The organism is Sphingomonas sp. G5, assembly GCF_052660795.1.
Map to the genome: position 1 here is coordinate 1299553 of NZ_CP109660.1, position 25761 is coordinate 1325313.

At 68.5% G+C, this 25761-nt stretch carries 28 protein-coding genes; 17 read left to right on the forward strand and 11 right to left on the reverse strand.

The genetic code is table 11. The features are described 5' to 3' along the window. Window positions 1-61 precede the first annotated feature (61 nt). The 4 genes from NE358_RS06250 to NE358_RS06265 all read left to right on the forward strand — a co-directional run bounded on the left by NE358_RS06250 (window position 62) and on the right by NE358_RS06265 (window position 4238). Entirely contained in the window at window positions 62-1333 is a 1272-nt protein-coding gene (locus NE358_RS06250) for a hypothetical protein (protein WP_289942393.1), read from the forward strand. Window positions 1334-1396: 63 nt separating this feature from the next. After that, entirely contained in the window at window positions 1397-2698 is a 1302-nt protein-coding gene (hisD, locus tag NE358_RS06255; RefSeq protein ID WP_289942394.1) for a histidinol dehydrogenase, read from the forward strand. 12 nt (window positions 2699-2710) lie between these two features. Further along, window positions 2711-3202, forward strand: a complete 492-nt coding sequence (nrdR, locus tag NE358_RS06260) for a transcriptional regulator NrdR (RefSeq protein WP_103210699.1) — start codon at window positions 2711-2713, stop codon at window positions 3200-3202. Between the two features lie 10 nt (window positions 3203-3212). Continuing rightward, window positions 3213-4238: a quinone-dependent dihydroorotate dehydrogenase gene (locus NE358_RS06265; protein ID WP_289942395.1), complete on the forward strand. Its 1026-nt coding sequence runs from the start codon at window positions 3213-3215 to the stop codon at window positions 4236-4238. 265 nt (window positions 4239-4503) lie between these two features. Here NE358_RS06265 and NE358_RS06270 read toward each other — a convergent pair whose 3' ends face one another. Then, window positions 4504-5076 carry a DUF3043 domain-containing protein gene (locus tag NE358_RS06270; RefSeq protein WP_289942396.1) on the reverse strand — a complete coding sequence of 191 codons (573 nt, stop codon included), beginning with the start codon at window positions 5074-5076 and terminating at the stop codon, window positions 4504-4506. A 46-nt stretch (window positions 5077-5122) separates the two neighbouring features. Between NE358_RS06270 and NE358_RS06275 the strand changes: the two genes are divergently transcribed. The 6 genes from NE358_RS06275 to NE358_RS06300 all read left to right on the forward strand — a co-directional run bounded on the left by NE358_RS06275 (window position 5123) and on the right by NE358_RS06300 (window position 10984). Then, window positions 5123-6517: a dipeptidase gene (locus NE358_RS06275; RefSeq protein WP_116238318.1), complete on the forward strand. Its 1395-nt coding sequence runs from the start codon at window positions 5123-5125 to the stop codon at window positions 6515-6517. A 72-nt stretch (window positions 6518-6589) separates the two neighbouring features. After that, window positions 6590-6955, forward strand: a complete 366-nt coding sequence (gene erpA / locus NE358_RS06280) for an iron-sulfur cluster insertion protein ErpA (protein WP_056227791.1) — start codon at window positions 6590-6592, stop codon at window positions 6953-6955. 166 nt (window positions 6956-7121) lie between these two features. Beyond that, entirely contained in the window at window positions 7122-8003 is an 882-nt protein-coding gene (gene ctaC, locus NE358_RS06285; protein ID WP_103210707.1) for an aa3-type cytochrome oxidase subunit II, read from the forward strand. Window positions 8004-8005: 2 nt separating this feature from the next. After that, window positions 8006-9769, forward strand: a complete 1764-nt coding sequence (gene ctaD, locus NE358_RS06290; RefSeq protein ID WP_056227796.1) for an aa3-type cytochrome oxidase subunit I — start codon at window positions 8006-8008, stop codon at window positions 9767-9769. A 2-nt stretch (window positions 9770-9771) separates the two neighbouring features. After that, window positions 9772-10188, forward strand: coding sequence for a cytochrome c oxidase subunit 4 (locus NE358_RS06295; protein ID WP_103210709.1), 417 nt, complete (start codon window positions 9772-9774; stop codon window positions 10186-10188). Between the two features lie 4 nt (window positions 10189-10192). Continuing rightward, on the forward strand, window positions 10193-10984 hold the full coding sequence (locus NE358_RS06300) for a PP2C family protein-serine/threonine phosphatase (protein WP_103210712.1): 792 nt from the start codon (window positions 10193-10195) through the stop codon (window positions 10982-10984). Between the two features lie 51 nt (window positions 10985-11035). Here NE358_RS06300 and NE358_RS06305 read toward each other — a convergent pair whose 3' ends face one another. From NE358_RS06305 to ctaE, 6 genes are all read right to left on the reverse strand, one after another. Beyond that, window positions 11036-11986, reverse strand: a complete 951-nt coding sequence (locus NE358_RS06305; RefSeq protein ID WP_289942397.1) for an alpha/beta fold hydrolase — start codon at window positions 11984-11986, stop codon at window positions 11036-11038. Between the two features lie 38 nt (window positions 11987-12024). Beyond that, the gene (locus NE358_RS06310) at window positions 12025-12432 is read right to left on the reverse strand and encodes a rhodanese-like domain-containing protein (protein ID WP_289942398.1); all 408 of its coding nucleotides are present in this window, start codon (window positions 12430-12432) and stop codon (window positions 12025-12027) included. Between the two features lie 208 nt (window positions 12433-12640). After that, window positions 12641-14482 (reverse strand): cytochrome bc1 complex cytochrome b subunit, encoded by a 1842-nt coding sequence (gene qcrB / locus NE358_RS06315; RefSeq protein WP_103210719.1) that lies wholly within the window; start codon window positions 14480-14482, stop codon window positions 12641-12643. Further along, window positions 14479-15537, reverse strand: a complete 1059-nt coding sequence (gene qcrA, locus NE358_RS06320; RefSeq protein ID WP_141375753.1) for a cytochrome bc1 complex Rieske iron-sulfur subunit — start codon at window positions 15535-15537, stop codon at window positions 14479-14481. The genes qcrB and qcrA overlap by 4 nt, the downstream gene beginning before the upstream one ends. A gap of 39 nt (window positions 15538-15576) precedes the next feature. Then, complete coding sequence (gene qcrC, locus NE358_RS06325; RefSeq protein ID WP_103210724.1) at window positions 15577-16389, reverse strand: cytochrome bc1 complex diheme cytochrome c subunit; 813 nt, start codon at window positions 16387-16389, stop codon at window positions 15577-15579. A gap of 16 nt (window positions 16390-16405) precedes the next feature. Then, complete coding sequence (gene ctaE / locus NE358_RS06330) at window positions 16406-17038, reverse strand: aa3-type cytochrome oxidase subunit III (RefSeq protein ID WP_499318411.1); 633 nt, start codon at window positions 17036-17038, stop codon at window positions 16406-16408. A gap of 171 nt (window positions 17039-17209) precedes the next feature. Here ctaE and trpD point away from each other — a divergent pair, with 171 nt between their 5' ends. Together trpD and NE358_RS06340 are read left to right on the forward strand one after the other, a co-directional pair. Then, a complete protein-coding gene (trpD, locus tag NE358_RS06335; protein ID WP_289942399.1) occupies window positions 17210-18271 on the forward strand; it encodes an anthranilate phosphoribosyltransferase in 1062 nt (353 codons plus the stop codon). A 2-nt stretch (window positions 18272-18273) separates the two neighbouring features. Then, complete coding sequence (locus NE358_RS06340; protein WP_289942400.1) at window positions 18274-19266, forward strand: PHP domain-containing protein; 993 nt, start codon at window positions 18274-18276, stop codon at window positions 19264-19266. 6 nt (window positions 19267-19272) lie between these two features. Here the strand turns inward: NE358_RS06340 and NE358_RS06345 are convergent, their stop codons facing one another. Next, window positions 19273-20184, reverse strand: coding sequence for a 5'-3' exonuclease (locus NE358_RS06345; RefSeq protein WP_289942401.1), 912 nt, complete (start codon window positions 20182-20184; stop codon window positions 19273-19275). Window positions 20185-20232: 48 nt separating this feature from the next. On the opposite strand from NE358_RS06345, the gene NE358_RS06350 reads away from it, so the two are divergent. The 4 genes from NE358_RS06350 (at window position 20233) to NE358_RS06365 (ending at window position 22555) form a co-directional block, all read left to right on the forward strand. Then, window positions 20233-20631: a YchJ family protein gene (locus NE358_RS06350; protein ID WP_141375760.1), complete on the forward strand. Its 399-nt coding sequence runs from the start codon at window positions 20233-20235 to the stop codon at window positions 20629-20631. A 91-nt stretch (window positions 20632-20722) separates the two neighbouring features. Further along, a complete protein-coding gene (locus NE358_RS06355) occupies window positions 20723-21106 on the forward strand; it encodes a PPOX class F420-dependent oxidoreductase (protein ID WP_103210739.1) in 384 nt (127 codons plus the stop codon). A gap of 1 nt (window position 21107) precedes the next feature. Next, window positions 21108-21782 (forward strand): SDR family oxidoreductase, encoded by a 675-nt coding sequence (locus NE358_RS06360; RefSeq protein WP_289942402.1) that lies wholly within the window; start codon window positions 21108-21110, stop codon window positions 21780-21782. After that, a complete protein-coding gene (locus NE358_RS06365; protein ID WP_103210743.1) occupies window positions 21779-22555 on the forward strand; it encodes an isocitrate lyase/PEP mutase family protein in 777 nt (258 codons plus the stop codon). Before NE358_RS06360 ends, NE358_RS06365 begins: the two co-directional genes overlap by 4 nt. A 63-nt stretch (window positions 22556-22618) precedes the next feature. Here NE358_RS06365 and NE358_RS06370 read toward each other — a convergent pair whose 3' ends face one another. From NE358_RS06370 to NE358_RS06380, 3 genes are all read right to left on the reverse strand, one after another. Continuing rightward, entirely contained in the window at window positions 22619-23272 is a 654-nt protein-coding gene (locus NE358_RS06370) for an LON peptidase substrate-binding domain-containing protein (RefSeq protein WP_103210745.1), read from the reverse strand. Window positions 23273-23346: 74 nt separating this feature from the next. After that, the gene (locus NE358_RS06375; RefSeq protein ID WP_307723121.1) at window positions 23347-24402 is read right to left on the reverse strand and encodes an FUSC family protein; all 1056 of its coding nucleotides are present in this window, start codon (window positions 24400-24402) and stop codon (window positions 23347-23349) included. Between the two features lie 2 nt (window positions 24403-24404). After that, entirely contained in the window at window positions 24405-24773 is a 369-nt protein-coding gene (locus NE358_RS06380; protein WP_103210747.1) for a winged helix-turn-helix transcriptional regulator, read from the reverse strand. A 93-nt stretch (window positions 24774-24866) separates the two neighbouring features. Between NE358_RS06380 and NE358_RS06385 the strand changes: the two genes are divergently transcribed. Next, complete coding sequence (locus NE358_RS06385) at window positions 24867-25727, forward strand: SDR family oxidoreductase (protein WP_103210749.1); 861 nt, start codon at window positions 24867-24869, stop codon at window positions 25725-25727. The last annotated feature ends 34 nt before the right edge of the window (window positions 25728-25761 follow it).

Below are 25761 nucleotides of genomic sequence, written 5' to 3' on the forward strand. Positions count from 1 at the left end.
GAACGCTGGAGACCCCCTGGTTAGGATGACCGGGCGCTTGCCGCCCTCCGAAAGGACCACCGTGACCGATCCGACCCCCCACGACGGCTTCACACCCAGCGACCCCGACCGACTCGACGGCGCCCCTTCCGACCCGCGCGCGCCCTATGAGCCGACCGGCGCCCGCCGCAAGGGCTCCGACGGCGCCGACGCGACCGACCTCGCGGGTCATGACACCGGTGCTCTCGACGCCGCATCCCGCGGGGCGTTCCTTCCTGCCACCGCCCACGCGAACGCTCACGCCGGCGGTCATCCGCACATCGACGCAGACGCCGACCGCCCGAACTACGGCGTCGGCCCGTTCTCCGTTCGCGAGGTCTCGCTTCTCGGTATCTGGGTGGTGGCGTTCTTCGTCTCGTTCTTCCGCACCAACATCCTCGAGTCGGGGTCCGGCGTCCTCGTCGGCGGTGCCAACGTCTGGCTCTCGGGCCTGTGGTGGATCCCCGCCATCGCCCTTCCCACCGTCGCCGTCGGCCTCATCGTGCTCCGGCGCCTTTCTCCCCAGGGAATCCGCCGCGTCGGTTCGCTCGGCATCGACCAGTTCTCCTCCGTCGCGTTCACGGTTGCGGCCCTGGTGTGGGTCGCGTGGGTATGGGATGCTGTCGCGGTCTTCGACTCGAACGGGGTCTGGACGCGCTCCTGGGTCATCTGGGTCGAGGCCGTGCTGCTGCTCGCAGGCGTCGTTCTCACGGTGTTCGCGCCGTTCATCCCGCCCTTCTCCGCCGACTTCCGCGGTCGAGAAGAGATTCCCGCTCACCGCACCGCGCGTCCGATCCGTCCGGTGGTGGTGCGGCCTCGTACGCCGCGCACCCCCAAGGCCCCGACGGCCGCGCAGGCGTCGATCCCCACGGCGGCCACCCCGTCGGGCGCTGAGGTCGGGGCAGAGGTCCCCGCCCCGGGGAGCTACACCGGCTCGACCGATCTCGCGCACGACGCCGCACCGGCGACAAGTGTTCTCCCGGCCCACGCCGATGAGAACGACACTGACGTGTTCGCTCCGCTTCGTGCCGACGACGACGATCGCGACGACCACTCGCGGTGGGTCGCTCCGGTCGGTGACGAGCCGACGGCGGAGCAGCGCGCCGCTCACGACGACCACCCGCACGCGCAAGCGTTCTGGGCTCTCGCTCCGGAGCAGCGCGAGATCGTCGACGACTACGGCTCACCGATCTTCCACATCGGTCCCACGGCATGGGCGCTCGTGATCGAGGACCGCGGCGAGACCTTCGTCGTCCGCCACGACGACGGTCGTATCGGGTACCTGCACGACGTCTCGGGCGTCACGCGCGGCTGAGCGGAGCCTGCGAGCCACCCGCCTCGCGCGAGGCGGCTCGCGGGCGCCGGTAGCCTGGGATACATGCTTCGCACGATCGATCTCCGCGGCCGCGTGCTCTCGCCGGCCGAGCTTCTCGCCGTCGTCCCGCGCGCCGACGCCGCGCGCGACGAGGCCCTCGCCACCGCCGCTCGGCTCGTCGACGACGTCGCGCGGCGCGGTGAAGAAGCACTCCGCGAGCAGGCTGCGCGTTTCGACCGGGTCAGCGATCACGCCCTGCGTGTGCCCGCCGACCACCTCGACGAGGCCCTGCGCGATCTCGATCCCGGCATCCGTGCCGCTCTCGATGAGGCGATCGTGCGCGTGCGCGCAGCTTCCGCGGCGCAGGTGCCCGCCCCCGTCGTCACCCAGCTCGGCGCGGGAGCCCGCGTCACGCAGCGCTGGCAACCGGTGCGCCGTGTGGGCCTCTACGTTCCGGGCGGCAAGGCCGTCTACCCCTCCAGCGTCGTCATGAACGTCGTGCCCGCTCAGGTGGCCGGAGTGCGCGATGTGGCCCTCGCCTCCCCGCCACAGGCGGCGTTCGGCGGTCGCGTCCACCCCGTCATCCTCGCCGCGGCGAAGTTGCTGGGCGTCACCGAGGTCTACGCCATGGGCGGCGCCGGGGCCATCGGCGCCTTCGCGTACGGCGTCGGCGAAATCGGGCTCGACCCGGTCGACGTCGTGACCGGACCCGGCAACAATTTCGTCGCCTCGGCCAAGCGCGCCGTCGCGGGTCGGGTGGGCACCGACTCCGAAGCCGGAGCGACCGAGATCCTCGTCGTCGCCGACGACAGCGCGATCCCCGCCCTCATCGCCGCTGACCTGATCAGCCAGGCCGAGCACGACGAACAGGCTTCCGCGGTGCTGGTCACCGCTTCCGCCGACCTGGCCGAGGCTGTCCGCGCTGCCCTCCCCGAGCGTGTCGCCGCGACGCGCCACACGGAGCGCGTCACGGCGGCGTTCCATGGTCCCCAGTCGGCCGTCGTGCTGGTAGACGACCTCGCGCAGGCCACCGCGTTCAGCAACGCCTACGCACCCGAGCACCTCGAGCTGCACCTCTCCGATCCGCGTCCGGAGGATTTCGTGAATGCGGGTGCCGTGTTCGTCGGCCCTTACACCCCGGTCAGCCTCGGCGACTACCTGGCGGGCAGCAACCACGTGCTGCCGACCGGGGGACAGGCGCGCTACGGCTCCGGACTGTCGGCGGCGACCTTCCTGCGCCCCCAGCAGGTCGTCGAGTACGACCGCGATGCGCTCGCGCGTGTGCGCGATGCCATCGTGACCCTCGCTGACGCGGAGGCGCTGCCCGCGCACGGTGAGGCCGTTACCGCCCGTTTCGACGCGTAGTCTGGCGGCGTCATGCACTGCCCCTTCTGCCGCAACCCGGACTCCCGCGTCATCGATTCGCGCACGAGCGACGACGGTCTGAGCATCCGCCGGCGGCGCCAGTGTCCGAAATGCGGCGGGCGCTTCTCGACGGTCGAGACCGCGAGCTTGAACGTCATCAAGCGATCCGGCGTCGTGGAGCCGTTCAGTCGCGAGAAGGTCATGTCGGGCGTCCGCAAAGCCTGTCAGGGGCGACCGGTGACCGATGGCGACCTCGCGGTGCTCGCCCAGCAGGTGGAAGAGAACATCCGCCAGACCGGGTCCTCGCAGATCGAGGCGAACGAGATCGGCTTGTCGATCCTCGGCCCCCTTCGTGAGCTCGACGAGGTCGCCTACCTTCGCTTCGCGAGCGTCTACCAGGCCTTCGATTCGCTCGACGACTTCGACGCCGCGATCGCTCAGCTGCGCGCCGATCACGCCGAGCGGTCTGCGGGACGGATCGGCGAAGGCGACACGGTCCAGTAATCTGGCGGGGATGTATCCCCTCCTCTTCCGCACGGTCCTGACCCGCTTCGACCCCGAGTTCGCGCATCATCTCGGCGCTCTCGTGATCCGTGTCGCGGGCGTGGAGCCGGTGGCATCCCTCATGCGCCGCCTCACGGCACCCGGGCGCACGCAGAAGGTCCACGCGCTCGGTCTCGAATTCGACTCGCCGTTCGGCGTGGCCGCGGGTTTCGACAAGAACGTCACGATGGTCAGCGGTCTCGGCGCCCTCGGCTTCGGCCACGTCGAGGTCGGGACGGTCACCGCCCTTCCACAGCCGGGCAATCCCAAGCCCCGCCTGTTCCGTCTCGTCGCCGACCGGGCGGTCATCAACCGCATGGGGTTCAACAACGACGGAGCCGCCGCGGCCGCCGCGAAACTGCGACGTGTGCGTCGCTCGCGTCGGCGCCCGGTGATCGGCGTCAACATCGGAAAGAGTCGCGTGGTCGCCGTCGAGGACGCCACGACCGATTACGTCCGCAGTGCCCTGCTACTGGCCCCTCTCGCCGACTACCTCGTCGTCAACGTCTCCTCGCCCAACACGCCCGGTCTTCGCGGTCTGCAGGCGGTCGAGACGCTGCGTCCCCTGCTGACGGAGGTTCGGGATGCCGCGGGCGACACGCCCCTGCTCGTGAAGATCGCCCCGGATCTCGATGACCCCGAGGTGCAGGACATTGCGCGCCTTGCCGTCGATGCCGGGCTCGCGGGCATCATCGCAACGAACACCACGATCGCCCGGTCGCACCTGGCCACCGACGCAAAGGCGGTCGAGGCGATGGGGGCCGGCGGTCTGTCGGGTGCGCCGCTGAAAGCGCGAGCTCTGCAGGTGCTGCACCTCGTGCGCGACGTCGTGCCCGAGGAGTTCGTCGTGATCTCGGCAGGGGGAGTGGAGACAGCCGACGATGTGCGCGAGCGGCTCGCCGCCGGAGCCACGCTCGTACAGGGGTACACCGGTTTCCTCTACCGGGGCCCGCTGTGGGCCCGGCAGATCAACCGCGGTCTCGCGCGCGGACGCTGAAAGCGGCGGCCGCGCGTCGTGCAGCCGACCACGCGTGGGTCGCGCAGGTCACGGTGCCGCACGCGTCGGTTGCCCGCGCCGGGGGCGTCGCCACGCCCGGCGGCGGCGATCTCGCGACGTCTGCCGCCCTGCGGCGCGCCTGGCGCCGTCCGAGTGTCCAGAGCAGCCCCCGCTCGCGGGTCGCGCGGCGCGTCGTGAGCACTCCACCGGGGTGAAAGAGAAGCGGCACGCCCGAAGGCGTGCCGCTCGATAACGTCGGAACCGGTCAGACGGGGTACTGCCCGCGCTTGACCTGTGCCTTGGGCAGGCGCATGAAGCGCATCTGCACGGTGCGCATGGCGGCGTACCAGCCCAGGCCCTTCTCGAGGCGGCTCTCGCCGAACTTCTCTTTCGCGGCGCGCTTGATGCGGATCGACGTGATGATCATGTCGCCGACGACGAAGAGGATGAAGATCCACAGCGCCACGAACGACCAGTACTGGAAGAACGAGACGGGAATCAGCGTCGCCACGATCACCACGATCATGAAGGGCATGACGCCCTCGCCGAGGTGCCAGCCGGCGTCGACGAAATCGCGGGCGAAGCGACGCTGCGGGCCGCGGTCGCGGGCGGGCAGGTACTTCTCTTCGCCGGCGGCCATGCCGATGCGTGCCTTCTCGCGTTGAGCGGCGAGCTCGGCGCGGGCGCGGGCCTTGGCCTCTTTGGTGTCGGGCACCAGCGGACGCTTACGAGCGGCCTCCTGCTCGGCGCGCGACGGGGTTGCACGCCCCTTGCCCGAACCGAGCTCCGTCGGCTCGACGGGGGTGTCGTTGGGGGCGGGGGCGGGGGACTTGGCCACGGGAAACCTCGGTGCTTCGCTGATCGGGAGATTTAAGATTACCCGCATGACCCTCGACCTGTCCCGGCAGGACGCTGTGCAAAAAGCAGCGGACGCCGGCATCCCCTCCGCCCTCGCCGATCTCGGCTCCCTCGTGCGCATCCCCTCCATCGCGTGGCCGGCCTTCGACCAGTCCGCGCTCGTCAAGAGCGCGGATGCCGTGGCCGCCCTCCTCGAGGGCACCGGCGTCTTCGATTCGGTCGAGGTGAAGCGCGCCGCGATCCCCGGAACAGACGAGACCGGCCAGCCCGCCGTCCTCGCCACGCGCGCGGCCCGCAACGGGCGCCCGACCGTGCTGCTGTACGCGCACCACGACGTGCAGCCTCCCGGAGACGAGGCGCTCTGGGACTCCCCGCCCTTCGAGCCCACCGTCCGCGACGGGCGTCTCTACGGGCGCGGCGCCGCCGACGACAAGGCCGGCGTCATGGCGCACGTCGGTGCGATCCGCGCTGTCTCCGAGGTGCTCGGCGACGACCTCGACCTTGGCATCGCCGTCTTCATCGAGGGGGAGGAGGAGTACGGCTCCCGCTCGTTCGGGCAGTTCCTCGCCGACAACGCCGACGTGCTGCGCTCCGACGTCATCGTCGTGGCCGACTCCGGCAACTGGGACGAGCGCACTCCCGGTCTGACGGTCTCGCTGCGGGGCAACGCCCGATTCACCCTCACCGTCCGCACCCTCGAGCATGCCTCCCACTCCGGGATGATGGGCGGAGCGGTCCCGGATGCCATGCTGGCCACGGTCAAGCTGCTCGCGACCCTGTGGGACGACGACGGTGCCGTCGCGGTCGATGGCCTCGCGGTGCGCGACGCCGAGACCCCCGTCTACGACGAGGCCACGCTTCGCGCGGAGTCCGGCCTCCTCGAGGGTGTGAGCCCGATCGGCCGCGACTCGATCCTCAGTCGTATCTGGAACAAGCCTTCCATCACGATCACCGGATGGGATGCCACGCCCGTCGAGGCGGCATCCAACACCCTCTCTCCGCAGACCAGCGTCGTGATCAGCGCGCGTGTGGCTCCCGGACAGAACGCCCAGGACGCCTTCGCCGCCGTCGAGGCGCATCTGCGCGCCCACGCCCCGTTCGGGGCGCAGCTCGAGTTCACCGACGTCGACTGCGGTGACTCCTTCCTCGTCGACACGACCGGCTGGGCCGTGGAGGAGGCGCGTGCGTCGTTCGCCGAGGGCTATGGCGTCGACTCGGTGGACGTCGGTATCGGCGGCTCCATCCCGTTCATCTCCGATCTCGTGCGCGAGTTCCCCGAGGCGCAGATCCTCGTGACCGGTGTCGAAGACCCCCACGCCCGCGCGCACAGCCCGAACGAGTCGCTGCACCTCGAGACGTTTCGTAACGCGCTGGTCTCCGAGGCCCTGCTGCTCGCCCGCCTCAACGCGCGCGGGCAGTGATCGAGGCCGCGGGGGCGGGACGGGCGTAGACTCGTCTCGTCCCCGCGACCGAACAACCCGAAGGGCATCGCCATGACCGACACCACACTGTCGTCCTCCGCCGAGACCCGCGAGCACGGCGTCGGCCTGACCGCGGCCGCCTCCGACAAGGTGAAGAGCCTGCTCTCGCAGGAGGGTCGCGACGACCTGCGCCTGCGCGTCGCGGTTCAGCCCGGCGGCTGCTCCGGCCTCATCTACCAGCTGTACTTCGACGAGCGGTACCTCGACGGCGACAAGGTCGTCGACTTCGACGGCGTCGAGGTCATCGTCGACGACATGAGCGTCCCGTACCTCGACGGCGCCAACATCGACTTCAAGGACACGATCTCGGAGCAGGGTTTCACGATCGACAACCCCAACGCGCAGGGATCCTGCGCCTGTGGAGACAGCTTCCACTGACACCCCGACGCCGTTCTCCGGCGTCGAATCGAGAGCCCCCGGAACCCCGGATCACCCCGTGGAAACCGGGGGCTTTCGATGTCTCGGCACTGGACGAATGGCCTGAGAACGGTGAGAGGTTGCTCTAGACTGTCAGAGCAACATCCACGACCCGGAAAGGTGCATTGTGCCCTCCAAACGTCGCCTTCGCTGGGCAGCGCTTCCCCTCGGGATCGCATCCGTCGCGGTCCTCTCCGGCTGCACCACCACTCAGCTTCACGGCTTCCTGCCCGGCTTCGTCGATGACGGCCCGGCCGCGACGAACCACACCGACATGGTCGCAGGGCTCTGGGTCAACTCGTGGATCGTGCTCCTCGCCGTGGGTGTCATCACCTGGGGCCTCATGCTGTGGTCGGTCATCGCGTATCGCCGCCGCAAGGGCCAGTCCGGTCTCCCGGTGCAGCTGCGCTACAACATGCCGGTCGAGATCTTCTACACCGTCGTGCCGCTGATCCTCGTCGTGGGATTCTTCGCCTTCACGGCGCGCGACCAGAACACGCTCGAGACGCAGTACGAGAACCCCGACGTCTCCATCACCGCCTACGGCAAGCAGTGGGCGTGGGATTTCCAGTACAACGGCACCAAGGAAGACAATTCCGACGCCGTGTACTCCATGGGTGTGCAGGCCAAGGCCACGTCCGACGGCTACGACCTCCAGGACGTCCCGACCCTCTACCTGCCGGTGAACAAGACCGTGAAGATCGACCTCCGCTCGCGCGACGTCATCCACTCGTTCTGGATCATCGACTTCCTCTACAAAAAAGACATGTACATCGGTCGCGACAACGAGTGGTCTTTCACGCCCACCCGTGAAGGCACCTACGAGGGCAAGTGCGCGGAGCTCTGCGGTGAGTACCACTCCGCCATGCTCTTCAACGTCAAGGTCGTCAGCGAAGACGAGTACAACACCTACCTCGACTCGCTGCGCCGTGCCGGCGACGTGGGCGACATCAGCGACCTGTCGCGTCTTCAGAACCTGACGACGGCCGGTACCGAAGGGAACGAGTGATCATGGCCACGACGCTTCCGCTCCAGGGGACGGGCCCCTCGCGCCCGACGACTCTCCCGCCGCGTCAAGCCGCACTGCTCAGCACCACGCGTGTGGAGCAGAAGGGCAATCTGGTCGTCAAGTGGATCACCTCCACCGACCACAAGACCATCGGGTACATGTACCTGATCGCCTCCGTCATGTTCTTCATGCTCGGTGGCGTCATGGCGTTGATCATCCGCGCCGAGCTGTTCGAGCCCGGCATGCAGATCATCCCCACCAAAGAGCAGTACAACCAGCTGTTCACGATGCACGGCACGATCATGCTGCTCATGTTCGCGACGCCGCTGTTCGCGGGGTTCGCCAACGCGCTGCTGCCGCTGCAGATCGGTGCGCCCGACGTGGCCTTCCCGCGCTTGAACGCGTTCGCGTTCTGGCTGTTCCTCTTCGGCTCGACCATCGCCGTCTCCGGCTTCCTCACCCCGCAGGGTGCGGCCGGGTTCGGATGGTTCGCCTACCAGCCGCTCGCCAACGCCAGCTTCTCTCCGGGCGTAGGCGGAAACCTCTGGATGCTCGGTCTCGGCATCAGCGGTTTCGGCACGATCCTCGGCGCGGTCAACTTCATCACCACGGTGCTCACCATGCGTGCACCCGGTATGACCATGTGGCGCATGCCGATCTTCTCGTGGAACACGCTGATCACGAGCATCCTGATCCTGCTCGCGTTCCCCGTGTTGGCCGCCGCGATCTTCGCCGCCGCTGCCGACCGCGTGCTCGGCGCGCACATCTACAGCCCCGAGAACGGTGGCGTGCTCCTCTGGCAGCACCTCTTCTGGTTCTTCGGTCACCCCGAGGTCTACATCATCGCGCTGCCGTTCTTCGGCATCGTGTCCGAGATCTTCCCCGTCTTCAGCCGAAAGCCGATCTTCGGTTACAAGACGCTCGTGTACGCGACCATTGCGATCGCGGCCCTGTCCGTCGCGGTGTGGGCGCACCACATGTACGTCACCGGCGGTGTGCTGCTTCCGTTCTTCGCCCTCATGACGATGCTGATCGCCGTTCCGACCGGCGTGAAGATCTTCAACTGGATCGGAACGCTGTGGCGGGGCTCGGTCACGTTCGAGACCCCCATGGTCTTCGCCCTCGGCTTCCTCGTGTCGTTCGTGTTCGGTGGTCTGACCGGCGTCATCCTCGCCTCGCCCCCCCTCGACTTCCACCTCTCCGACTCCTACTTCGTCGTAGCGCACTTCCACTACGTCGTGTTCGGCACCGTGGTGTTCGCGATGTTCGCCGGCTTCTACTTCTGGTGGCCCAAGTGGACGGGCAAGATGCTCAACGAGCGTCTCGGCATGGTGCACTTCTGGATGCTGTTCATCGGCTTCCACATGACCTTCCTCATCCAGCACTGGCTGGGCGTCGACGGCATGGTCCGCCGCTACGCCGACTACGCAGCCGCCGACGGGTGGACCTGGGAGAACCAGCTCTCCACCGTGGGCTCGATGATCCTCGGCGCCTCGATGATTCCGTTCCTCCTGAACGTCTGGATCACCGCCCGCAAGGCACCGCGCGTCACGGTCGACGACCCGTGGGGGTACGGAGCGTCGCTGGAGTGGGCCACCTCGTGCCCGCCCCCGCGTCACAACTTCACCTCGATTCCTCGCATCCGTAGCGAGCGCCCTGCCTTCGACCTGAACCACCCCGAGGCCGGTATCCCGGTCGGTGTGGGGCCCGCGAAGGATGCACCCGAGGCGCCCGTGGTCGACTCCGCGGCCGGAGAGGTCAAGTAAGAATGCGTACCAACGTTGGACTCTGGTGGCTGCTGGCCGTCTTCGGTTTCCTGATCGCCGCCGTTTACACCGTCTGGAGCCTCCTCCAGCACGGTGGCGTCGAGTGGGTCGGCAGTGTCGCGCTCGTCTTCCTCGGCCTCATGTCGTCGATGATTGCGTTCTACATCTCGCGCGTCATGAAGGCGCAGCGCGGTGACCTGCCCGAAGACACCCTGACGGCTGACATCGACGACGGCGACCCCGAGATGGGCGAGTTCAGCCCGTGGTCGTGGTGGCCCATCGTGCTCGCGGCCTCCGCCGCCATCGCGGTGATCGGTCTCGCGGTCGGCAGCTGGCTCGTCCCCGTCGGCTTCGCGGTGTTCGTCATCGCCATCGTCGGCTGGGTGTACGAGTACTACCGCGGGTACTTCGCGCGCTGACCCCGTGCCCATTCGGCTGAACGCGGCCGCCGTCTCCGACGCCGGCTCCCACCGTCCCACCAATCAGGACGCCGCCTTCGCGGCGTCCTGGGGTGCGGCGGTGGCCGATGGCGTCGGGGGAGGGCCCTCCGGGGACCTTGCCTCCGCCGCTCTTCTGCACCGTCTCGTGGCGACGCGAGGTGGTGGAATGGATGCCGACGGCCTGCTCGTCCGCATCCGCGAAGCGAACTGGGACATCCGTGCCCACGTCGAGCGCGATCCTGCGCTGCAGGGCATGGCGACGACGTTCACTGGCATCTTCCTCAGCGTGAGCGGTGAGCTCCTGCTCGCTCACACCGGAGACTCGCGGGCCTATCTGCTCCGCGACGGCGAGTTCACACGCGAGACGCGTGACGACTCGTACGTTCAGGCGCTCGTCGACCACGGCATCATTCCCCCCGAGGCAGCTCAGGCACACCCGCGGCGTAATATCATCACCGCCTCTCTCGGTGGTGCCGAGGGAGATGTCGTTTCCGTCGCTGAACGTCCGCCGGTAGCCGGAGATCGTTGGGTCCTCTGCAGCGATGGCTTGACCGACTACGTGCCGGAGGCTGACGTCGCTCGCCTTGTCGCTGAGTCATCAGACCCGCGCTCGGCTGCGGCCGCTGCCGTGGCTTTGGCACTCGAAGCTGGTACGCGTGACAACGTCACCGTCGTCGTGTGCGACGTCATCGACGACGATCAGACGGTGAGCAGCGATCCGGTGTTCTTCGGCTCCGCCGCCCGTTGGTTCGCCGAAGACGTCGAGACCGCCTGATCCGTTTCTCGACCGCGCATTCGGCTCGGCTCCAGGGTTCGTGATCTGCGTTCAGCGCGATGCCCGGGCGAACTCGTCCATCGCATCCTGAGCCAGCTGGGCGCTCCGCGGACCGCCGTGGCCGTCTTCCTCGACGATCTCGAGGCGAGAGCCCGGCCAGGCGCGGTGCAGCTTCCACGCGGTCAGCGACGGCCCGCTGATGTCGCGCCGCCCGTGGATAAGGACACCGGGGATGTCCGCGAGCTGCTCTGCGCGATCGAGGATGGCTGTGTCGCCGGGGAGGAAGCAGTCCCGCGCCCAGTAGTGGGTCACGAGGGTGGCGAAATTCAGCCGGTGCCGCTCATCGTCGTGCAACGGTTCCGGGGTTGAGAGGGGCCCGAGGGACATATGCGTCGCTTCCCACTCGTCCCACTGGTCGGCGGCTGTCTGACGCGCGGATGGGTCAGGGCCGGTGAGAAGTCGCGCGTATCCCTCGATCGTGCGCTCATCCCTACGCAGAAGCGAGCGGAGGCGCTCGTACGCTTCAGGGAAGACCGGGGCGATCCCGTCGGTGATCCAGTCGATCTCCCAGCGTCCTCCGGTGGTGACGGCGAAGTTGACGATCTCGCTGACGCGGTCGGGATGCTCGAGGGCGTACGCGAGTGCCAGGGTGGAACCCCATGACACCCCGTGCAGGAGCCAACGGTCGATGCCGAGGTGGACCCGCACCGCTTCGATATCCGCGAGCAGGTTGTCCATCGTCTGGTGCCGCAGGCTGGCGAGATCATCGGCGGCCCAGGGCTCGCTCCGCCCGCATCCTCGCTGGTCGATCCCGATGATGAGATGAAGGTCGGGATCAAAGCGGCGCCGGTACCCACCTTTGCCGAGCCCACCGCCGGGGCCGCCGTGCAGATACAGGGCCGGCCGCCCCCGGGGGTTTCCCGAGGTCTCCCAGTACACCCTGGCACCGTCCGGTCGCTCCACGAATCCGGAGGCGAACGGCTCGAGAGGAGGATGTTGCATGTCGCAAGCCTAACCGCGGGGCTGATCGCACTCGAGGATCAGGAGCGCACCACCATGACGGTCGGGTCGAAGACCCGTTCGCACGGCCCGTCGTCGTTCTCGGTGGGCTGGCCCTCGCGAACCCAGTACTCGTAGCCGCCGATCATTTCGCGCACGTCGTACCCGAGCTGCGCGAAAGCGAGCGCACCCTTCTGGCCGGCATTGCAGCCCGGGCTCCAGCAGTAGACCACCACCGGCGTGCCCGCCGGGATCTCGTGTGGAGCGCGTTCGGCGATTTCACGGTAGGGCATGTGGATGGCCCCGCAGATGCGTCCCTGCGCCCACGCGTCGTCGCCGCGCACGTCGACGAGTACCAGCTCGTGTCCGGACTTCTGGGCAGCATAGACGTCGCTCGGGTCGGTCTCGAAGGCGAGACGGCGAGAGAAGTAGTCACGGGCGTCGCTCATGGCTCTCACGCTAGAGGCGCGGACGGGATGGGGAAAGACAGCGGATGCCATGCTGCTACGCTTCCCTGCCAGATGGCGCTGGCGGGGGAGCGGACCTCTGGGACGGCGTCGCGCGACACGCGCGCTCCCCGCGCACTGAGCACGGTTCGTCCCGGGCAGGAAACGCGAAACCCCGGTGCCTCGGCACCGGGGTTTCGTCGACGGGCGATTACTCGCTCTTATCGCCCTCCGGGCGGTTGCGCTCTTCGAGACCCTTAGGAGCCGGGATCTCGACCTCGGCACGCTCGCCCACCGCGTTGCGGGGTCGACCGTCCTCATCGGCGCGAGCGTTGGCTCCGGCGATCTCGTCGGCCTCCTCGTGGTCGATGTGATCGAGTTCGTGGTGCTGATGAGCGACCGCGGCGTCGAGCTCGGCCTGGGTGAGGGGAGCGAGCCGGTCCTCGAAGAACCAGCGCGAAACCGCACCACGGACGTTCTCGTACCAGGGGATCTCACCGTTGGCGTTGGGACGGACGACGAGGGGCTCGTACGTCTCGTTGTCGACCAGCTTCCAGCGCTCGTACTCGTCGACCGGCTGGTGGACCTCGATGTACTCGCCACCGGGGAGGCGGACGATGCGGCCGGACTCGTAGCCATGCAGGGCGATCTCGCGGTCTTTCTTCTGCAGCGCGATGCAGACGCGCTTCGCGATGAAGTAGGCGAGGATCGGGCCCAGGATCAGCAGGGCCTGCAGGACGTGGATGACACCTTCCATGGTGAGGTGGAAGTGCGTCGCGATGATGTCGGACGACGCGGCCGCCCACATCACGGCGTAGAACGTGACACCGGCCGCGCCGATCGCCGTGCGCGTCGCGGCATTGCGCGGACGCTGGGCGATGTGGTGCTCGCGCTTGTCGCCGGTCACCCACGCCTCGATGAAGGGGTACACCAGCACGAGAACGATGAAGAGACCCAGGACACCGACGGGGATGATGATGTTCCACGAGAAGGTGTGGTCCCAGAGCACGAACTCGAGGTGCGGCGGGATCAGACGGAGCATGCCGTCGGCGAAGCCGATGTACCAGTCGGGCTGCGTACCGGCGGACACCGGGGACGGGTCGTACGGACCGTAGTTCCAGATGGGGTTGATCGTCACCAGCGCGGCGATCAGAACGATCACACCGAACGTGATGAAGAAGAAGCCACCCATCTTGGAGGCGTACACCGGGAGCATCGGGTAGCCCACGACGTTGCTGTTCGTGCGGGCGGGCCCGGCGAACTGCGTGTGCTTGTTGATGATCATCAGCATGAGGTGCACGGCCAGCAGGGCCACGAGGATCGCGGGCAGCAGCAGGATGTGCAGCGTGTACAGGCGTCCGACGATCGCGGTACCGGGGAACTCGCCGCCGAAGAGCAGGAACGACGTCCAGGTGCCGATGATCGGCAGGCCCTTGATCATTCCGTCGATGATGCGCAGACCGTTACCGGAGAGCAGGTCGTCGGGGAGCGAGTAGCCGGTGAAGCCCTCGGCCATCGCGAGGATGAAGAGGATGAAGCCGACGACCCAGTTGAGCTCGCGGGGCTTGCGGAACGCACCGGTGAAGAAGACGCGGAGCATGTGGACGCCGATACCGGCGACGAACACGAGGGCGGCCCAGTGGTGGATCTGTCGGACGAGCAGGCCGCCGCGCAGGTCGAACGAGATGTGCAGAGCCGACTCCATGGCGGCCGACATCGCGATGCCGCGCATGGGCTCGTAGGCGCCGTTGTAGTGCGTTTCGACCATGGACGCCTGGAAGAAGAACGTCAGGAACGTGCCCGAGAGCAGCACGACCACGAAGCTCCACAGGGCGATCTCGCCGAGCATGAACGACCAGTGGTCGGGGAAGACCTTGCGGCCGAGCTCCTTGACGATGCCCGACATGCTCGTGCGCTCGTCCATGTAGTTCGCGACGGAGCCGACGAAACGGCCGCCGAGCGGCTTTCCGTCGCGTCCGCTCGTCGCCGGCGCACCCGCGTGCACTGCGGGTTCGGTGGTGACGTTCTCGGTGGGATGGGTACCGATGCTCATGAGCGCTCCCAGAAGCTGGGGCCGACGGGCTCGTGGAAGTCACTCTGCGCGACGAGGTAGCCCTCGGCGTCGACGGTGATGGGGAGCTGCGGCAGGGGACGGGCGGCCGGGCCGAAGATGACGGCCGCACCGTTGGCGACGTCGAACTGCGACTGGTGGCAGGGGCACAGGAGGTGGTGGGTCTGCTGCTCGTAGAGCGCGACGGGGCAACCGACGTGGGTGCAGACCTTCGAGTACGCGATGATGCCGTCGTACGACCAGTCCAGGTTGTTGGTCTCGGGGTTGAGCTGCTCGGGCTGCATGCGCATGAGCAGGACGATCGCCTTGGCCTTCTCTTCGAGGTAGCCCTCGTCATGGCCGAGTCCCGCGAGTTCTTCGGGGATGACGTGGAATGCGGAGCCGAGAGTGACGTCAGCCGCGCGGATCGGACGACCCGAGGGGTCGTGCGTCAGGCGCATGCCCTCTTTCCACATGGTGTGGCTGAGGAGCTTGACCGGGTCCTGGTCCTGCGGAGCCAGGCCGCGGAACAGCGTGATGCCGGGGATGACGGATGCGGCCAGAGCGGCGAACATCGAGTTGCGGATGATCTCGCGACGACCGAAGCCGGAGTCCTTGTTCGCCTCTTCGAAGACGTTGATCGCGCCCTCGCGCACCTCGTCGCGACCACGAGTGGCGTGGCGGTCCTCGATGTACTCCTTGTCGGACATGACCGACTTGCCCCAGTGAATGGTGCCGATGCCGATCGCGAGCAGCGCGAACGCGATGCCGAGCCCGATGAACAGGTTGTTGTAGCGGATGTCGATCAGCGCGCCCGACTCGATCGGGAAGATCATGTAGGCGATGCTCGCCCAGATGCTCGCCGCAACCGAGAAGTAGAACAGCGTGTAGACCGTGCGAACCGCACGCTTCATCGACTGCGGGTCCTGGTCGGTCATGCGCTGACGGTGGCCGGGAAGGCCGGGGTTCTGTACGGCGTCGGGAACCGCGACGGCGAGCCCCGAGGTGGGCTTCCAGGAAGCCCTCTCGTGCTCGAGTGCGTCGTCCTCGTGTGCCATGGTGCTCCTCGTGCGTTTACGTAATGTCGAAGACGACGGTCAGTTGGACTTCGCCGTGATCCACACGGTCAGGGCGATGAGCGCTCCGATACCGAAGATCCAGATGAACAGGCCCTCAGAGACCGGGCCGAGCGAGCCGAGGGCGTAGCCGCCGGGGGACTCGTTCTTCTGCAGGTACATCAGGTACGAGATGACGTCGCGCTTGTCTTCGGGGGTCAGGTTCAGGTCGTTGAACACCGGCATGTTCTGCGGGCCGGTGACCATGGCCGCGTAGATGTTGACCGGCGAGACCGTGTGCAGGTCGGGGGCGTACTTGCCCTCGGTCAACGCTCCACCGGCGCCGGCCACGTTGTGGCACATGGCGCAGTTGATACGGAACAGCTCGGCGCCGTGAGAGAGGTCGCCCTGACCGTCGACGATGTCCTCGCTGGGGTAGCTGGGGCCGGGCGCAGAGGACTGCACGTAAGCGGCGATCGCGTTGATCTGCTCTTCGGTGAACTGCACCGGCTTGACCGGAGCCTGCGGCCCCTGCGCCTGCAGCGGCATACGACCGGTCGACACCTGGAAGTGCACCGACAGTTCTCCGACGCCGAAGAGGGACGGACCCTGCTGGCTGCCCTGCAGGTCGAGACCGTGGCACGTGGCGCAGTTGGCCTGGAAGAGCTTCTGCCCTTCTTCGACCGCCGACGCCGAGTTCGCCTCGCTCGTGGGGGTGCTGGAGGTGGCGGCCATCGCGGCCGATGCGCCGGCGTAGACGCCTCCGGTCAGGAGGAGTCCGATGCCGATGAGCGCGGCGGCGGCCAGGGGGCTACGACGCCCGGACGCCCGACGAGTCTTCTTCTCGCGTGCCATGTGGAGTACTGCTCTCTTACTTGAGGAAGTAGATGACGAAGAACAGGGCGATCCAGACGACGTCGACGAAGTGCCAGTAGTACGACACGACGATCGAGGTGGTCATCTCTTTCCGACCGAAGTTCTTCACGGCGTATGCACGACCGATCACGAGCAGGAAGGCGATGAGGCCACCCGTCACGTGCAGGGCGTGGAAGCCGGTGGTGATGTAGAAGGCCGAGGCGTAGGGGTTGGCGCTGATGGGCATGCCTTCGGCCACCAGGGTCGCGTACTCCCACACCTGACCCGACACGAACACCGCGCCGAGGATGAAGGTGAGGTAGAACCACTCCACCATTCCCCACTTCAGGAAGCCGGTGCGTCCGCCGGTGCGGTACGGCTGGTACCGCTCCGCGGCGAAGACGCCCATCTGGCAGGTGACCGAGGACAGCACGAGGATGATCGTGTTGACGGTCGCGAAGGGAACGTTCAGCAGCTGCGTCTCTTCGGCCCACAGAGAGGCCGACGTGCTGCGGAGAGTGAAGTAGATCGCGAACAGGCCGGCGAAGAACATGACCTCGCTGCCCAGCCACACGATGGTGCCCACGGCGACCGGGTCGGGCCGCTTCACGGCACGCACAGCCTGGGAATACGTCGCTGAGGTCGTCACCGTTCCATTATGCGCGATCCGGGAGCTCGATATTCCCATCCCCACCCTGCGATATTCCATCGTCGAGACTTAGGGAAGCCTCAGAATCTGCACATAAGCCCCGGTACGGAGGCTGTTTCATCGCCGGGTCCCGGGGGCCGCCGCGCGACACGCGTGTGGAAGGATCGTGGCATGGCGGAACGCTTCACCTGGCCCGATCTCCTCTCGTCGCTGCTGGCCGGCACCGACCTCAGCGTGTCGGAGTCCACCTGGGCCATGCGCAAGGTCATGGCGGGGGAGGCGACACCGTCGCAACTCGGCGGATTCCTCATGGCGTTGCGGGCCAAAGGCGAGACGGTCGAGGAGATCGTCGGCTTCCGCGACGCGATCCTCGAAGCAGCGGTGCCGCTCCCGGTCCGCGCCGACGTCCTCGACATCGTGGGTACGGGCGGTGACCGCTATGGCACCGTGAACATCTCGACGACGGCGGCCGTGGTGGCCGCGGCATCCGGAGTTCCCGTCGTCAAACACGGCAACCGCGCCGCGAGCTCCGCCTCGGGCTCGTCGGACGTGTTGTCGTCGCTGGGCATCGGGTTGACGCTCTCTCCCGAGAACGTCGCCGAGATCCTCGACCGGACGGGAATCACCTTCGCCTTCGCCTCGGCGTTTCATCCGGGCTTCCGCCACGCGGCGGCCACCCGTTCGGAGCTCGGTGTGCCGACGGTGTTCAATTTCCTCGGTCCGCTCTGCAATCCCGCGCGTGCCGAGGCCAACGCGGTCGGCGTCGCGCACCTCGACCGCGTTCCACTCATCACGGGGGTCTTCCGCACGCGCGGGGCGACCGCCCTGGTGTTCCGCGGCGACGACGGTCTCGACGAGCTGACCACCACCGGGCACAGCCGTGTCTGGGAGATCAGCCGTGGCGACGTCCACGAGCACGATCTGGATCCCCGGGATCTCGGCATCCCTCTCGCCGACATGGACGACCTGCTGGGCGGGTCTCCCGATCACAACGCCGCCGTGGTGCGGCGGGTGCTCGGCGGCGACCGCGGGGCCGTGCGGGACATCGTGCTGCTGAACGCGGCGGCGGGGCTCGTGTCGTTCCGTCTGTTCCAGGATGCCGCGCAGGTGCAGCGGCCGATCCTCGAGCGGCTGGGTGAGGCCATGGCCGACGCGGCCGCGGCGATCGACGACGGCCGCGCATCGGCGAAGCTCGACGACTGGGTCGAGGCCTCGAAGGCGCTGGCGGAGTAGGCGTGGACCCGCTCGACGCGCTCACCGAGATCGCGTACCTGCTCGAGCGGGAGCGGTCCTCGCGGTACAAGTCGAAGGCGTTCCGCACGGCGGCCGCCGCGATCGAGGGGCTGAGCGACGCGCAGTTGCGGGATCCGTCGCTTCGTCGCCGCGCGGGCATCGGGGAGTCCACCTTCGCGGTCATCCAGCAGGCGCTGAGGGGCGAGGTGCCCGAACGCCTGGCGACGCTGCGCGCGGAGTCCGCCCCCACCGGAGGCGCGGAGCTGCGGGCGCAGCTGAAGGGCGACCTGCACAGCCACAGCGAATGGTCCGACGGACTGACCCCGATCGAGACCATGATCGACGCGGCGCGCGGACTCGGTCACGAGTACCTCGCTCTCACCGATCACTCTCCGCGACTCACCGTCGCGAACGGACTCTCGCCCGAGCGGCTCCGCGCGCAGATGGACATCGTCCGTGGTCATCGGGGCGACGGGTTCACGCTCCTCAGCGGTATCGAGGTCGACATCCTCGACGACGGAGCCCTCGACCAGGAGGACGAGCTGCTGCGCGCGCTCGATGTGGTGGTGGCATCCGTTCATTCGAAACTGCGCATGGAGCGCGGGCCGATGACGAAACGGCTCGTCGCGGCGGCGAGCGACCCGCGGGTCGACGTCCTCGGGCACGTGACCGGCCGTCTCGTGGAGGGGGCGCGCGGAACACGACCTCCGTCGGAGTTCGATGCACGCGAGGTTTTCGCCGCGGCCGCGGCCTCGGGGGTGGCGGTGGAGATCAACTCGCGGCCCGAGCGGCAGGATCCGCCGGACGACCTGCTCGCCCTCGCGATCGACGCCGGGTGCCTCTTCTCGATCGATTCGGACGCGCACGCTCCCGGTCAGCTCTCGCTGCTGGACTTCGGTGCCGCGCGCGCCGAGGCTCTGCAGGTGCCCGTCGACCGGATCGTCACGACCTGGCCGCTCGAGCGCTTGCGCGCCTGGCTCGAGCGCGGTCGCTGAGACCGCTCAGGCGGGGAGGGCGGCCAGCGCCCTCGTCATCGACGACCCGAGGTTCCAGCGCTCGGCGAGTTCTTCGGCGGCGGACCGGTCCACGGGACCGAGGCGGTCGTCGAAGGGCTCGAGGTCGAGCTCGCGCGCGACACGCACCACGGTCGGGGCGACCTCGAGGTAGTCCGCGGCGGCGGCGATCTTCGCGCGCTGGGCGGGTGTTCCCGCGGTGCCCTCGAGGACCCCCGCGCGGATGCCATCGAGGTCGCCGCACGCGGTGAGCAGCGCCGCCGCGGACTTCTCTCCGATGCCCGACACGCCGGGCAGCCCGTCGGAGGGGTCGCCGCGCAGCACGGCGAAGTCGGCGTATTGCTTCGCGTGGACGCCGTACTTGGCGAAGACGGCCGCGTCGTCGACGAGTTCGAGATTGCTCATCCCTCGAGCGGTGTAGACGATCCGGATGCCGCGATCGTCGTCGACCAGCTGGAAGAGGTCGCGGTCTCCGGTGACGATGTCGACCGGGACGTCGGAACGGGTGGCGAGGACTCCGATCACGTCGTCGGCCTCGTGCTCGGCCGCCCCCACCACCGGGATGCCGAGCACGGCCAATGCCTCGCGGATGAGGGGGATCTGCGCCTCGAGGGGGTCGGGCACCTCCTCGACGTCGGGTCCGGCCGGAACGGCTTCGACCACGCGGTGGGCCTTGTAGCTCGGCAACAGGTCGACGCGCCAGGCGGGGCGCCAATCGTCGTCCCAGCAGGCGACGAGACGCGAGGGCTCGTAAGCCGTCGCGAGCTTCGCGATCATGTCGAGCAGCCCGCGCACGGCGTTCACCGAGGACCCGTCGGCCGCCTTGACCTTGTCGGGCACCCCGTAGAACGCGCGGAAATAGAGCGAGGCGGTGTCGAGGAGCATGAGGCGATCGGTCACGCTGTCGATCCTGGCACGCGGGGTGGCCCGCTGACCTAGAGTGGCCGGATGTCCTTCGGCTCCGTCTCACGTCGTCCGGCACCGGATGCGACGTGTCCGTGCGGTCGCGCGCCGTTCGGCGAGTGTTGTGGACCGATCCTGGACGGTGCGACCGCTCCGAGCGCAGAGCGGTTGATGCGGTCTCGATACACCGCCTTCTCGGTCGGCGATGCGGTGCACCTCGCCCGGTCATGGCATCCGCGCACCCGCCCCGACGACATCACCGTCGACGACGGCACGGAGTGGACGGGGCTCGTGATCGAGGATGCGTCCGAGGACGGGGACGCCGCGACCGTGGCGTTCCGCGCCGCCTGGCGGCACGGCCGTGAGCGCGGCGAGGTGCGCGAACGCAGCCGGTTCTCCCGGCGTGGCGGGCGCTGGGTCTACGTGGACGGCGACATCGACTGAGTCGGGGCGGCTCGCCGAAGCCGTCAACCCCGCGGGCGATGTCGGGGGTCGTGCGTAGGGTCGGTCGCGGATCCTCGGCGAAAGGACACGGATGATCCCCGACGACCAGCGCGATCTTCTCGAGAACGCGAATTACGGCAGCCTCGGCACCGTCCGTCCCGACGGCACGGTGCAGGTCAACCCGATGTGGTTCGAGTTCGACGGTGAGCATGTGCTCTTCACGCACACCACGACGCGTCAGAAGTTCCGCAATCTGCAGCGGAACCCCTCGATGAGCCTGATGGTGTTCGACCCCGAACGCCCGTACCGGTACATCGAGGTGCGCGGGCGCCTCGTCGCGGCGGAACCCGACCCGACGGGGGCGTTCTACGTCCGCCTCGGACAGCGTTACGGCAACGCCCAGCAGGAGGCGCCGCCGGACAGCGCCGACCGAGTGATCCTGAAGATGTCGATCGACAAAGTAGGAGGACAGTGACATGGAACGCATCGTGATCATCGGAGGGCACGGCAAGGTGGCCCTCCACCTGGCTCGGCTGCTCGCCGACCGGGGCGACGAGGCGACGTCGGTCATCCGCAAGACGGAGCAGTCGTCCGACGTCGAGAAGGCGGGCGGCACGCCGCTCGTGCTCGACGTCGAGAAGGCCAATGTCGACGAGATGGCCGAGGCCTTCTCGGGAGCCGACGCGGTGGTCTGGTCGGCGGGAGCGGGCGGCGGCAGCGCCGAGCGCACCTACGCGGTCGACCGCGATGCCGCGCAACGAGCGATCGACGCGGCCTCGAAGGCCGGCGTCCGGCGCTTCGTCATGGTGTCGTGGATCGGCTCGACGCCGGACCACGGCATCGACCCGGACGACTCCTTCTTCGCCTACGCCGACGCGAAGCTCGCGGCCGACGACCATCTCCGCTCCAGCGATCTGGACTGGACCATTCTGGGTCCCGGGACGCTCACGACGGACGAGCCCACCGGCCGCATCACCACCGCGCCCCAGGGCAAGGCGGAGGTCTCTCGTGCGGACGTGGCGGCCGTCGTCGCCGCGGTGCTCGTGCAGCCCGCCTCGGTGGGGCGGTTCATCCGCTTCGGCGCGGGTGAGACGCTCATCGCCGAGGCCATCGTGGCCGATGCCGGTCGTTCGGAGGGGGGACAGGCATGAGCGCCCTGAGCGAAAGGGCCGAGTCCTTTGCGAAGCTGCACACCGCCCCCGAGATCCTGCGGGTCGTGAACGTGTGGGACGTCGTCTCGGCCCGCGCGATCGCGGCCCTGCCCGAGACCCGGGCCCTCGCCACGGCCGGACACTCGATCGCCGCGACCTTCGGGTACGAGGACGGAGAGAACATCCCGCTCGAGGTGATGCTCGACATGGTGGGGCGTATCGTCGCCGCGGTGGACGTGCCGGTGACGGCCGACCTCGACGCCGGCTTCGGCGACCCGGGCGAGACGACGCGTCGCGCGATCGGGGTGGGCGTCGTCGGCGCGAACGTCGAGGACCGGGTCAAGCCGTTCGATGAGGCGGTGGCCGCGGTCGAGGCCGTGATCGCGGCGGGTGAGGCCGAGGGCGTCCCCTTCGTGCTCAACGCGCGCACCGACGTCTTCGTCAAGGGTGGCGATCGTCCACTCGACGACAAGATCGCGGATGCGGTGAAGCGCGGCCGCGCCTTCCTCGACGCCGGAGCGACCTCGGTGTTCGTTCCCGGTCTGCTCGACGCCGAGACAACCCGTCGACTGGTCGAGGGGCTCGGAGACCAGCGGTTGAGTGTCATCGGCTTCCCCGGAGCACTGTCAGCCGGAGAATACGAGAAGCTCGGCGTCGCTCGGATCTCGTACGGCCCGCTCACGCAGCGCGTCGCCCTGACCGCGCTGCAGGACCTCGCCATCGACCTCTACGGCGACGGGGTCATTCCGTCGTCGGTGCGCGAACTCAACTGACGAGAGGGTCGGGGCGTCACTCGCCCCGCGTGGCGTCCCGGCCCTCTCCGGGTGTTCGCGGGCTCAGTCCTCGTCGGTCGGTCCCTCGTCGTCGACGACGATCACGCCGTCGGGAACGGGGTCGCCGAGCAACGGCTCGGCCGCGAGGGTGAGGTCGATCGTGGCGCGCAAGAGGCCGCCGAGAGTCATCGACCGCAGCAGCTCCATCTGGTCGAGCTCTCCGAGCGGGGCGATCGCCGCGACCTGCCATGCGCGGGGGAGCGGCTCCTCCGCCAGCTCCACCTCGGGATCCCACCGCGTTCCGCCGAACAGTTGCGCGCGGCCGAGCACGCGACGCACGATTCGCTCGGCTTCCTCGAGGAGGGGGAGAAGAGCATCGTTCCACTCGAGGTCGGGAAGCGCGCGTATGTCGGCCCTCGGGTAGGGGTCGTCGTCGAGCCACGCGACGATCTCGAAACGTTCGGTTCCCCGCGCGACGATCTGCATCTGGCCGGCCTGCGGAACCACCTGGCTGAGCTGCGCCATCGTGCCGAGGGGGAAGCGCTGATCCCCACCACCGGTCTCGCTGCCACGCTCGATGAGGACGACGCCGAAGGCGGGATCCGTCTCATCGAGCAGGCGTCCGAGCATGACGAGATAACGCTCCTCGAAGATCCGCAACGCGAGGGGCGTGTGCGGGAAGAGCACGGCCCCGAGGGGGAACATCGCGGTACCCATGTCCTCAGTCAACCAGGGGAGGACCGACCCGGGGGCGAGTGGGCGCGATCAGCGAGAGAGTTCCCAGGTGGAGGTCACTCGTGCTCGTCGCGCAGCGTCTGGTGGACGCGGTGGAGGTCCATCAGCAGGGAGCCCACGAGCACCCAGTGCGCGGTCGACGGCGTTCGGATCTGCAGGGGACGCGTGAGGGCCGGCTCCTCGTCGACCGCGCGCTCGGGGCCCGCGTCGAGGGCGAAGGCCAGTCGCACGTCGTGCGCGGCGCGATGCAACTGCTCGGCGATCGCGCGGACGGCGGGTTCGTCGGCGATCGTCTGCTCGTAGCCGTCGTAGACCGCGCGGGTCATCCCGATGGTCTGCGTGACGACGGGGCTGAAGCGGTCGACGAGTGCATCCATCTCCGCGAGGTCGGTGCGGTGTCGGCCGCTGCGGGGGTTCAGCGCCAGCGAGTCGGCTCCGTCGCGGATCGCGTCGGCTGCGGCATCCCGAACCGGACGGAGAAGGCGTGCTTCGAGGAGAAGTCCCTCGAGAGAGGCCGGCGTCTGCGGAGTTTCGAGGGCATCGGCGAGACGCTCGAGCGCCGCGGCGAGTTCGCGACCGAGGACGTCGACCTTCGTCCGAGCGGGGGGAACGAGCACGGGAGGCACGAGGACGGCGTTCACGACGATGCCGATGGCCGCGCCGATGAGGGTCTCGAGCACGCGGTCGAGGGCGTAGTTCGGGGTCGCCGTGCCCAGGGCGAGCACGAGCAGGGCGCTGATGGCGATCTGATTGGTCGCTCCGGGGGAGATGCGCGCGGCCCATGCCACCAGGAGCGCCACCCCGGCGGAGAGCAGCGCCACCCAGGGCTGCGACCCGAAAACCAGACCGAGCAGAGCCGCGATGAGGACGCCGACGATCACGCCCACACTGCGCTCGACCGCCCGGGTGAAGGACTGATTGATGCTCGGCTGCACCACCAGCAGCGCGGCGATGGCGGCGAAAATCGGCGGAGGACCCTGCACGAGCCACCCGGCGAGCAGCCACGCGGCGACGATCGCGATGGCCGACTTGGCAACCTGGAGCAGGGGCACACGGCGCGGGGCGCGGAAGGTGAGACTGTCGCGCATGGCGCGGGCAGAGGGAACGCGCACGCTCACTCCCGCGGGCCGACGATGTCGTTCGCGTTGTCGGCCACCCAGCCCATGAGGGGGATGACGTGCGTCATGAGGTCGTGTCCGAGGTCGGTCAGCGCGTACTCGACGCGCGGCGGCACTTCGGGGTAGGCGGTGCGCAGGACCAAGCCGTCGGCCTCGAGCGTCTTCAGCGTGCTCGCGAGCATCTTCTCGCTGATCCCGTCGATGTTGCGCCGCAGAGCTCCCCATCGCTGGGTGCCGTCCGAGAGCGTGAGAAGCACGAGGATGCCCCACTTGCCCATCACGTGATCCAGGACCGTGCGGGTCGGGCACCCGTCGGCGAAGATTCCGGGGTGTTCGGCGCGCATCGACGCAAGACTGACGCTCATGTGAGTACCTAACCACAAAGTGGGTACCGGCATTTCGGAATGTTGAGGTCGACGGGGCGTTGAGCCCCACGAACCCATCGAAAGGATTCCACCATGACCCTCCTCGTCACCGCCGCTTCCGGTCACCTCGGTCGCCTCGTCATCGACGCTCTGCTCGAGCGCGACGTTCCCGCATCCGACATCGTGGCGGGCGTGCGTACGCCCGCCCGGGTCGACGACCTCGCGGCCCGCGGAATCCGCGTCGCCGAGCTCGACTACGCCCGCCCCGAGACCTTCGCCCCCGCTCTCGCGGGCGTGACGCGCGTGCTGCTCATCTCGGGCACCGACGCCGACCGCGTCGCTCAGCACCGCGCCGTCGTCGAGGCCGTCCGCGCCGCCGGCATCGAGCGTCTCGTGTACACCAGCGCTCCGCGCGTCGACGAGGTCGATTACGCCCTCGGCGCCGACCACAAGGCCACCGAGCAGGCCATTGCGGACTCGGGAGTGAGCGCCACGATCCTGCGCCACAACTGGTACACCGAGAACTACCTCGACACCGTCGCGCGTGCAGCAGACACCGGCGAGATCGTCGCGGCGACCGGCGATGCCCGCGTGGCGAGCGCGAGCCGTCGCGACTATGCCGAAGCGGCGGCGATCGCCCTGACCACCGACGAGCTGGCCGGTCGGACCGTCGAGGTCGGTGGCGACGTCGCATGGACCTACGACGAACTCGCCGCGGCCGCGTCCGAGGTGCTCGGCCGACCGGTGACCTACACGCGCGTCTCGGTCGAGCAACTGACGGAGGGGCTGAAGGCGGCGGGACTGGATGCCGGCACCGCGGCGTTCGTGGCCGGGATCGACGACGCGATCGCCCGCGGCGCGCTGGGCACGACCGACGGCTCGCTGTCGCGCATCATCGGTCGCCCCACCACCCCGCTGGCCGAGGGCCTGCGTCAGGGTCTCGCCGCGCGCTGAGCGCTCGCGTCGCGACGTCCAGGCTGAGGGTCCG